Consider the following 8,972-nt stretch of genomic DNA (forward strand, 5'->3'; position numbering starts at 1 on the left):
GGACCCGGTTGCAGATCTGGGACTGCAACGGCAGCGGCGCACAGAAGTTCGCCCTCTCCTAACCAACTACCTGCGGATCACGGTTGTGCATACCTCCGGCCCCCGGGGAGGCATGCACAACCGTGATCCGCACCCGACAGATCCGGCTAATAGTGTCTAGACAGCTAGATCGGGAGGGAGAGAGAGGAGCGGGATGAGCGGGGGCGTGCAGACCGTGCTGGGGACGGTCCCGGCAGACCGGTTGGGCCGAGTCGACGCCCACGAGCACGCGGATCAGCCCGGCCGAAGCGCGCCGGCTGGAGGCGGGTGGGCAGGCGGCGACGCGGGCGGGCGTGCCGGTCGCGGTGCACTGCGAGATCGGCACCATGGCGTACGCGATCCTGGATCGGCTCGCCGCGAGCGGGGTTCCGGCTTCTCGCGTACTCCTGGCTCATCTGGATCGGAATCCCGATCCGGAGTTGCACGCGGACCTGGCCGCGCGCGGAGCCTGGCTGCTCTATGACACGGTCGGGCGGGTCGAGTACCGGCCGGAGTCGGCACTGCTGGACCTGATCGAGGCGGTGGCCGCGACCGGGCACGGCGATCGGCTGCTGCTGGGCACCGACGTCGGACGGCGGGGCATGCTGCGCGCCTACGGCGGCGGCCCGGGCATGGCGGTGCTGGGTGAGCAGTTCCTGCCGCGCCTCGCCGCGCGACTGGGGAATTCCTTTGTGGAGCAAGTGATGGTCGCGAATCCGGCGGTCGCGCTCGTTCAGTCCTGACGCAGCAGCTCGATGTCGAAGCGGTAGCGGTCGCCGACGTAGCGCGACTCGGTGAACTCGACCGGCGTGCCGTGCTGGTCCAAAATGGTGCGCTGCTCGACCAGCAGCGGCGCGCCCACGGCGACGTCGAGCTGCTTGGCCTCGGTCGTCCCGGCGGGCGCGGCGGTCAGCGTGCCGAGCGCCCGCGTCGGCACCCGGCCGAGCCCTTCGAGCGCGGTGAACAACGAGGTCGTCGCCAGGTCGGCGGACAGCACAGCGGCGCAGACGGCGGGCAGCCGCACGTCCTCCACGGCCATCGGGACGTCGTCGGCGAAGCGGATCCGGCGCAGCGTCGCCACCTGCGCCTTGGCCGGCAGTCGCAGGGCGCGGCTCTCCCCGTCGAGCGCGGCCCGGACGCCGGAGTCGATGATCTCCGACCGGGCGGTCAGCCCGCGGCGGGCCATCTCCTCGGTGAACGACAACAGGCGGTTCATCCGCCGGCGGACGGGGTCCTGCGCGACGAACGTGCCCCGGCCGGAGACCCGGTAGAGCAGTCCCTCGGCGGCCAGCCGCTGGACCGCCTGCCGGGCGGTCATCCGGCTGACCCCGAAACGTTCGCACAACTCGGCGTCGGACGGCAGGGCGTCGTCCGGCTGCGCGTCCCGGATGATCCGGCGCAGCTCCTGCTCGATCACGAGGTACGCGGGTGTAGCGGCTCGCATGGGACTCCATCTTGACGGACTGGGCCTGAGCCTAGGAGTCTAGCGGTCTAGACAACCTGCTCGCTCGTCCGGCCCACAACTCGCGGGCATTTCCACTCGGGATTGTTGCGGCAGCGCCGGCGATTCGCCTCGGGGGCAACGGTTTGCGGCCTCGACACCGATCCGCTGCGGGACCGATTGGTGGCGGACTGGATGATCCTCTGGCGCGCGACGTTTAGCTTAGCCTACCCTTATGTCGTGCACGGTCCCGCGACGCCACTCGCCGCCACAGCGGCCCGCTTGGCGCGGCTCGACGCTTTCGCCGGCTTCGACGTCGCCCCCTCGACCAGCCTCGGCACCGCCGCGACAGACGCGCCCGCCCTCGGCACCGCGACAGACGGGCCCGCCCCCGCCGCAACCGGCCTCGAACCCACCGCAGCGGCCGGGGCCGCCGAAACAGCCGTGGACGAGCGGACCGACTGGTCCAACGTGGACGAATCGCGGCTCGACGCCTGGCTGGCGATCCTCCAGGGCCTGCACGGGCACCGGGCCGTCGCGGGCAGCCTGCTCGGCGGGGCACTGGCCCGCGGGGTGGTCCAGCCCGCGGTGGCCGCCCTCGTGCTCGAGCGCCGGTGTCCCGATCCATCGGCCTCGAACCTGGTTGTACGCCTGGACGAGGCCGGCGACTTCGCCCGCTCAGCGGTCCTGAGCTCGGCGATGGCGGTGCTCCCCGGCGATCCGGCGGCCGGCGACGAGCACAGCCATGTGCTCAACGACGACGGCGACCTCGTCGAGTGGTGGGCCAAGCGGACGGCCGCGACGCTCACTCCGCTGTTCCTCGCCGTACGCGCACGGGCGCCGTTCGGCGTACCGGGGTTGTGGGGCGGGGCGGCCGACGAGGTGTCGTCGGTCGCACTCTGGATCGGCCGGCTCGCCCGGCACGACCCGTACGCGGTGTGGGCGTACGCCCAACGCCTGGTCGGCGCGCTCGCCGAGCATGCGCCGGTCCGGTTGACCCGGCCGCGCCCGTTCCCAGTCGAGCATCCGGCCGGGGATCACTGGTTCCAGGTACGCGGAACGTGCTGCCTGTCCTATCGCAGCGTCCTCGCCGAGGGCGATCCGAAGGAGGACCGGTTCTGCAGCAGCTGCCCGCTGCGCGACGACGATTCGCGCCACCGCCACCTGTACGCGTACCTGACCAGCGAAGCGGGCTGACGAGCCGGACGGCCGACTTGCGGATTTGGGTAGCCTAACCTAACTTGATCACAGCACCCACCCTCGCGAGATTGGAACCACCGCCATGCGCGGAGTACGTCCGGTTCTCGCCGTGGTCGCGCTGAGCCTCGCGCTGGCCGGCTGCGGCGGCAACGAGCCGTCGAGCACCTCCTCCCCCTCGTCCGGCCCGTGGTCGTTCACCGACGGATCGGGCACCGTCGTCCAGGCCGAAAGGCGGCCGCAGCGGATCATCGCGCACGCGGGCGAGGCGGCCGCGCTGATGTCGTTCGGCATCAAGCCGGTCGGCGTCTACGCCGACGAGTCGGTCAAGACCGACCCCAATCTGAAGGACCTCGACCTCACCGGCATCACCGTCCTGGGCGAGGAATGGGGCAAGATCGACGTCGAGAAGGCCGCGTCGTTGCGGCCGGACCTCATCGTCGCCGACTGGTGGCCGGCCGAGAAGGCGCACAGCGGCCTGGAGGAAGGCGTCGACGCCAAGAGCAAGAAGCTCGCCGAACTCGCCCCGGTCGTCGGGGTGTCCCAGGGCAAGTCCATCGTGGAACTCGCCGAGGGCTACGAGAAGCTGGCGGCGAGCCTCGGCGCCGACGTCCAGAACGACGCGATCGCCGCGAACAAGAAGCGGTTCCAGGAGGCGGTCGAGCGTTTCAAGGCCGCCGTCGCGAGCAAGCCGGGCCTGACCGTCGCCGCCATGTCGCCGTACGAGGACGAGGTCTACATCGCCAACCCGGAGTACGCGCCGGAGCTGCTGGACTTCCAGAGCTGGGGCCTGAAGGTGATCAACCCCGCCAAGCCCGACGTCGACTTCCCCTACTGGCAGACGCTGAGCTGGGAGAACGCCGACACCTACCAGCCCGACCTGATCCTGTGGGACGGCCGCTCGTACACCCCGACCATCAACGCCGAGTGGGGCAAGAAGCAGCCGACCTGGTTCAGCGTCAAGGCGGCCAAGGCCGGCGCGGTGGTCTCCTGGCCCGGGTTCTGGCTGCACACCTTCGGCCACTTCGCCACCGAGCTGGACAAGCTCACCGAGGCGATCAAGGTCGCCGACCCGAACATCGGCGACTGACCCGCCTCCCATGAACAGTCCTGAACGATCAGCACGGCGAGCCCTCGCCCTCGGGCCGGGGCTCGCCCTGCTGGGGATCGCCCTCGCGCTCGTCGCGTTCCTCAGCGTCACGCAAGGCTCGCGCGACATCGGCTTCTCCGAAGTGGTACGCGCGCTGGGCGGGCTCGGCCACGACGACGCCATCAACACCACCATCACGCTGCAGATGCGCGTACCCCGGACGCTGCTGGGCATCCTGGTCGGCGCGGCGCTCGGCGTCGCCGGAGCCGTCCTCCAGGGCGTCACCCGCAATCCGCTCGCCGACGCCGGCATCATGGGCATCAACTCCGGCGCGGCCGTCCTGGTGGTCTTCGCGATCACCGTCCTCGGTGTCCGCGGAGTCGGCGTCTACGTGTGGTTCGCGTTCGCCGGCGCCATCGCGGCGACCTTGCTCGTGTACACGATCGCGTCGTTCGGCCGCGAGGGTGCGACCCCGGTGAAGCTGGCGCTCGCCGGGGCGGCGGTCACCGCGTGCCTCGGCTCGGTCACGACCGGCGTCGTGATGACCAACGTGGACGCCCTGAACGAGCTGCGCTTCTGGCAGGTCGGCTCGCTCGCCGGGCGGTACACCCCGATCCTGACCGGCGTCGCGCCGTTCCTGCTGGCCGGGCTGATCGCGGCGCTGGCCATGGGACGCGTCCTCAAGGGACTCGCGCTCGGCGACGACCTCGCGCGCGGGCTCGGCCAGCGGGTCCCGCTGACCCGCGCGGCCGCCTTCGGCATCGTCGCGGTGCTCGCGGGCGCGGCCACCGCCGCGTGCGGCCCGATCGTCTTCATCGGGCTGGTGGTCCCCCATCTCGCCCGCTTCCTCTGCGGGCCGGACTACCGCTGGATCATCCCGTACGCGATGCTGCTGTCCCCGATCCTGCTGCTGCTGGCGGACGTGCTCGGCCGGGTCCTGGCCGCCCCGGGCGAGCTGCAGGTCGGCGTGGTCCTCGGCGTCCTCGGCGCACCCGTGTTCATCGCGATCGTGCGCTACGGCCGGCTGTCGGAGGTGTGAGCCGATGACTCAGCTGATGACGGCCCACCACGCCGTACGCATGGTGCGCCGCCGGCGGTCCGTCCGCGCGGTCGTCGTGACCAGTACGCTCGCCGTCCTGGCCGTCGCCCTGTTCGTGCTCACCATGATGGTGGGCAGTTTCCGGCTCACCGCGGCGGAGGTCGTCGGCTCGGTCCTGGGCATCACCGACGATCCCGGCGTCGACTTCATCGTCCTCGATCTGCGGTTGCCGACGGCCACCACGGCGTTGGCCGTGGGCCTGGCACTCGGCGCCGCCGGGACGATCTTCCAGCACGTGCTGCGCAATCCGCTCGCCTCACCCGACTTCGTCGGCGTCTCGTCCGGCGCGAGCCTGGCCGCCGTCAGCGGGATCATCGTGTTCGGGGTCAACGGGCTCGGCATCGCCGGGCTGGCGCTCGGCGGGGCGACCGCGACGGCTCTGCTGATGTACGTCCTGGCCTGGCGCGACGGGGTCAGCGGCTACCGCTACATCCTCATCGGCATCGGGGTGGCGGCGTTCTTCGAGGGGCTGATCGGCTACTTCCTGACGCGAGCGCAGCTGTTCGAGGCCCGGCAGGCGATGCACTGGCTGACCGGCTCGGTCGGCCAGGCCGGTCCGGCCGAACTGCGCCTGCTGCTCGGCTGCCTCGTGGTGCTGCTGCCGCTGGCCATGCTCCTGCAGCGGCAGTCGCGCGTACTCGAACTCGGCGACGACGCCGCCCGGGGTCTCGGCGTACGCGCCGAAGCAAGCCGCGCGGCGCTGCTCGCGACGACGGTGATCCTCGTGGCGTTCGCCGTCGCCGCCGCCGGTCCGATCGTCTTCGTCGCCCTCGTCGCGGGACCGATCGCGAACCGGCTGCTGGGCCCGGCCACCGGCGGCATCGTGGCCGCCGCCCTGGTCGGCGCGACCCTGCTGCTCAGCGCCGATCTCATCGCCGAGCACGTGCTGCCCACGCCGCTGCCGACCGGTGTCGTCACCGGCGCGGTCGGCGCCCCCTACCTGCTGTGGCTGCTGGCCACGACGAACCGACAAGGAGTGGGCGGATGACCCGACTGCGGGCCGAAGGCCTCTCGCTGGGGTACGACAACCGGACCGTGGTGAGCGACCTGGACGTGACGGTGCTCGACGGGAAGGTCACCGCGATCGTCGGCGCGAACGCGTGCGGCAAGTCGACGTTGCTGCGCGGGCTCGCCCGGTTGCTCAAGCCGCAGAACGGGGCGGTCTACCTCGACGGCCGCTCCGTGGCCGAACTGAGCACATTGGACGTCGCCAAGGTGCTCGGCCTGCTGCCGCAGACGCCGGTCGCGCCCGACGGCATCACCGTGGCCGACCTCGTCTCCCGGGGGCGGTATCCGCATCAGGGCTGGTTCCGCCGCTGGACGGGGACCGATCACGACGCGGTGGCCCAAGCGCTGGCCGCGACCGGGACGGCCGACCTGATGGACCGTCCGCTGCGGCAGCTGTCCGGCGGCCAGCGGCAGCGGGTCTGGGTCGCGATGGCACTGGCGCAGGACACCGATCTGCTGCTGCTCGACGAGCCGACCACGTACCTGGACATCAATCACCAGGTCGAGCTGCTGCGGCTGCTGCGTACGCTGAACGCCGAGTCCGGCAAGACGATCGTGGTCGTGCTGCACGATCTCAACCTCGCCTGCCGGTTCTGCGACCACGTCATCGCCATGCTGGACGGCTCGATCGTGGCCGAGGGCGCGCCCGCCGACGTGGTGACCGCGGAACTCGTCGAGAAGGTGTTCGGGCTGCCCTGCACCATCATCGCCGACCCCATCGCCGGTACGCCGATCATCGTGCCGGTCTGACCCCTTGCGCTCCGCCGTCGGCCGCTCTAAGTTAGGCCCCGTAACTAAGGGGAGGCTAACCTATGCGAACGGGTGGGCGTACGGCCACGTTCACGGCTGAGGACCTGGTCGAAGCCGGGGTGCGAATCGGCCTGGCGGACGTGACGGTGCAGGCGGTCGCGACCGCGCTCGGTGTGACGACCGCGGCGGTCTACCGGCGCGTGCCCAGCCGGGCGGCACTGGAGACCTTGGTCGGCGAGGCCGTCCTCGACGGGCTCGTGCTGACCGACGACCCAGGTCACTCCACCGTCGAGCAGTTGGTCGGCTTCGCCGCCCGACTTCGGGAGTTCACCCTGGCCAATCCTGGTACGGCGCAGTACTTCCTGGGCCTGTTCCCGCGCGGGCGCTCCGGCGTACGACTGCTGGAGCAGCAGATCGTGGCCCTCGGCCGGCGGGGCTACGACCCGGCCGCCGCCACCGCGCTCAGCTCGGCCATGGCCACCGTCGCCCTCGGCGCGACGGTGGCCGAACAGGAGCGGGAGGTCGCCCACCGGGACCCGGTGGCGGTCGAGACCGCCCTGGCCGCGATGGCCGGATCCGCCCTTGTTCAGCAGGCCGTCGCCGGCCTCCCACCGCACACCCCCGAGGACTACTTCATGCTGATGGTCACCGCTCTGGCCACGGGCCTGGTCGCCGCGTATCCGGCGGGCGCCCCGATCACCCTTCCCGGCCGGGACCGCTGATGGGCCGGGGGTACGGCGGCGCCGTCATGAAGGCGTTCGGCGCGCAGGAGCACACGATCACGGTGGTGTCCGTCGAGGACATCACGCCCCGGTTCCGCCGGATCGTCGTCGACGCGCCGACGTTCTTCGACGGCAAACAGATCGAGCCGGCCTGCTTCGTCCGGCTGTGGGCGCCCGATCCGGAGCATCCGGGCCGGGAGCACCAGCGCGGCTACACGGTGGTCGACCCCGATCCGGAACTGCGGCGGTTCAGCCTCGACTTCGTGTTGCACGAGCCGAGCGGCCCGGCGAGCAGCTGGGCCCGGTCGGCCGCGCCCGGTGACGCGATCCAGCTGTCGTACTGGGCGTCGCCGCACTTCACCGTGCCGGACCCGGCCCCCGACGGCTATCTCCTGATCGGCGACGCGGCGTCGGTGCCGGGCATCAACGCCATCCTCGCCACGATTCCGCCGAAGACCCCGGTCGTGGTGCTGCTGGAGCAGCACGACGAGGACGACCTCGCCATCCCGGTGTACGCACATCCACAGTGCACGGTCAGCTGGCTGCCGTACGCCGGCGACGCGGGCGTGGTCGCCGCCGCCATCGGGACGCAGGACTGGTCCAACTGGTACGCCTGGGTCACCGGCGAGACGACGACGGCGAAGCTCGCCCGCGCCCGGCTGAAGGAGCTGGGCTTCCCGAAGCCGGACGTGCACGGGCGGGCGTACTGGACCAAGGGCAAGGCGATGGGCACCGATCGCCACCAGCCGGCCGCTTCCGGCAGCGCGCCAGCCGCCGTCGAGGCCACCGAACAGGAGGCGGCTGGGCCGGTCTCGGCACCGACCCCGGACCGCTGGCGATCACGGGCGGGCGCCCGGCTCCTCGCGCCGTTGCGGTCGCGCCTGATGCTGGCGGGAGTCTTCCAGGCCGTCGTGTCGCTGCTGCAACTGGCCCCGTTCGTGCTGCTGGCCGAGGTCTGCCGGCGGTTGCTCGCCGGGAACGACGACCTGGCCGGACTGGGACTGCTCGCGCTGGCGCTGATGGGCGCGGGCACGATCCTCGCCGGAGTGCTCGTGGTGGCGATGCACGTCGTCGACGCCCGCTTCGGCCTGGACGTGCGTACGCGGGTCGTGACCAAGCTGTCGCGGCTGCCGTTGGGCTGGTTCGGCGAGCAGAACTCGGGCAAGGTCAAGCAGGCCGTCCAGGACGACACGACCGACCTGCACTACCTCGTCACGCATGCGGTGCTGGACGTGGTGGCGGCGCTGATCAGCCCGCTGGCGGTGCTGGCGTACCTGTTCACCGTGTCGCCCGGCCTGGCGGCGATCCTGCTGATCCCGTTGCTCGCCTACGTGATCCTCAGCGGCCGCATGATCCAGTTGTCCGCCTCGCAGCTGACCCGGTTCACCACCTGGGAGACCCGGGTGGGCGGCGAGGCGATCGCGTACCTGGACGGGCTGACCGTCGCCCGGATCTACGACGCCGGTCCGGCCGCCGGGTTCCGGGCCACGCTGAGCGAACGCGCTCGGTTCCTCGACGACTGGCAGCGGCCGCTGTCCGGCCGCAAGACGCTGGTTAGGGCGCTGGTGGTGTCGGTTCTGGTGGGCGGTTCGGCGCTGGTGTTCGCGCCCGCGCAGGGCACACCGGGTGCAGCGGGCGTGGTGGCGT

General features: G+C 71.5%; 8 protein-coding genes and 1 pseudogene. 8 read left to right on the forward strand and 1 reads right to left on the reverse strand.

Features of this window, described 5'->3' with window-relative positions; genetic code table 11:
* Positions 1–263: 263 nt before the first annotated feature.
* Positions 264–761 (forward strand): annotated as a pseudogene (locus AB0M47_RS40670) (hypothetical protein); the annotation flags it as partial.
* Here AB0M47_RS40670 and AB0M47_RS40675 read toward each other — a convergent pair.
* A complete protein-coding gene (locus AB0M47_RS40675; RefSeq protein ID WP_363423814.1) occupies positions 752–1,462 on the reverse strand; it encodes a GntR family transcriptional regulator in 711 nt (236 codons plus the stop codon). The pseudogene AB0M47_RS40670 and the gene AB0M47_RS40675 overlap by 10 nt on opposite strands.
* Positions 1,463–1,699: 237 nt before the next feature.
* Between AB0M47_RS40675 and AB0M47_RS40680 the strand changes: the two genes are divergently transcribed.
* The 7 genes from AB0M47_RS40680 to AB0M47_RS40710 form a co-directional block, all read left to right on the forward strand.
* Positions 1,700–2,656 carry a (2Fe-2S)-binding protein gene (locus AB0M47_RS40680; RefSeq protein ID WP_363423816.1) on the forward strand — a complete coding sequence of 319 codons (957 nt, stop codon included), beginning with the start codon at positions 1,700–1,702 and terminating at the stop codon, positions 2,654–2,656.
* An 85-nt stretch (positions 2,657–2,741) separates the two neighbouring features.
* Positions 2,742–3,746 (forward strand): ABC transporter substrate-binding protein, encoded by a 1,005-nt coding sequence (locus tag AB0M47_RS40685; RefSeq protein ID WP_363423818.1) that lies wholly within the window; start codon positions 2,742–2,744, stop codon positions 3,744–3,746.
* A 10-nt stretch (positions 3,747–3,756) separates the two neighbouring features.
* Positions 3,757–4,785 carry an iron ABC transporter permease gene (locus AB0M47_RS40690; protein ID WP_363423821.1) on the forward strand — a complete coding sequence of 343 codons (1,029 nt, stop codon included), beginning with the start codon at positions 3,757–3,759 and terminating at the stop codon, positions 4,783–4,785.
* Between the two features lie 4 nt (positions 4,786–4,789).
* Positions 4,790–5,833, forward strand: a complete 1,044-nt coding sequence (locus AB0M47_RS40695) for an iron chelate uptake ABC transporter family permease subunit (RefSeq protein WP_363423823.1) — start codon at positions 4,790–4,792, stop codon at positions 5,831–5,833.
* Entirely contained in the window at positions 5,830–6,603 is a 774-nt protein-coding gene (locus tag AB0M47_RS40700) for an ABC transporter ATP-binding protein (protein ID WP_363423826.1), read from the forward strand. Before AB0M47_RS40695 ends, AB0M47_RS40700 begins: the two co-directional genes overlap by 4 nt.
* Before the next feature lie 62 nt (positions 6,604–6,665).
* On the forward strand, positions 6,666–7,325 hold the full coding sequence (locus AB0M47_RS40705; protein WP_363423828.1) for a hypothetical protein: 660 nt from the start codon (positions 6,666–6,668) through the stop codon (positions 7,323–7,325).
* A partial coding sequence (locus AB0M47_RS40710) for an SIP domain-containing protein (RefSeq protein ID WP_363423830.1) occupies positions 7,325–8,972 on the forward strand: 1,648 nt, incomplete at its 3' end. The genes AB0M47_RS40705 and AB0M47_RS40710, both read left to right, overlap by 1 nt.

Source organism: Hamadaea sp. NPDC051192, assembly GCF_040682475.1.
GTDB classification, from domain to species: domain Bacteria; phylum Actinomycetota; class Actinomycetes; order Mycobacteriales; family Micromonosporaceae; genus Hamadaea; species Hamadaea flava.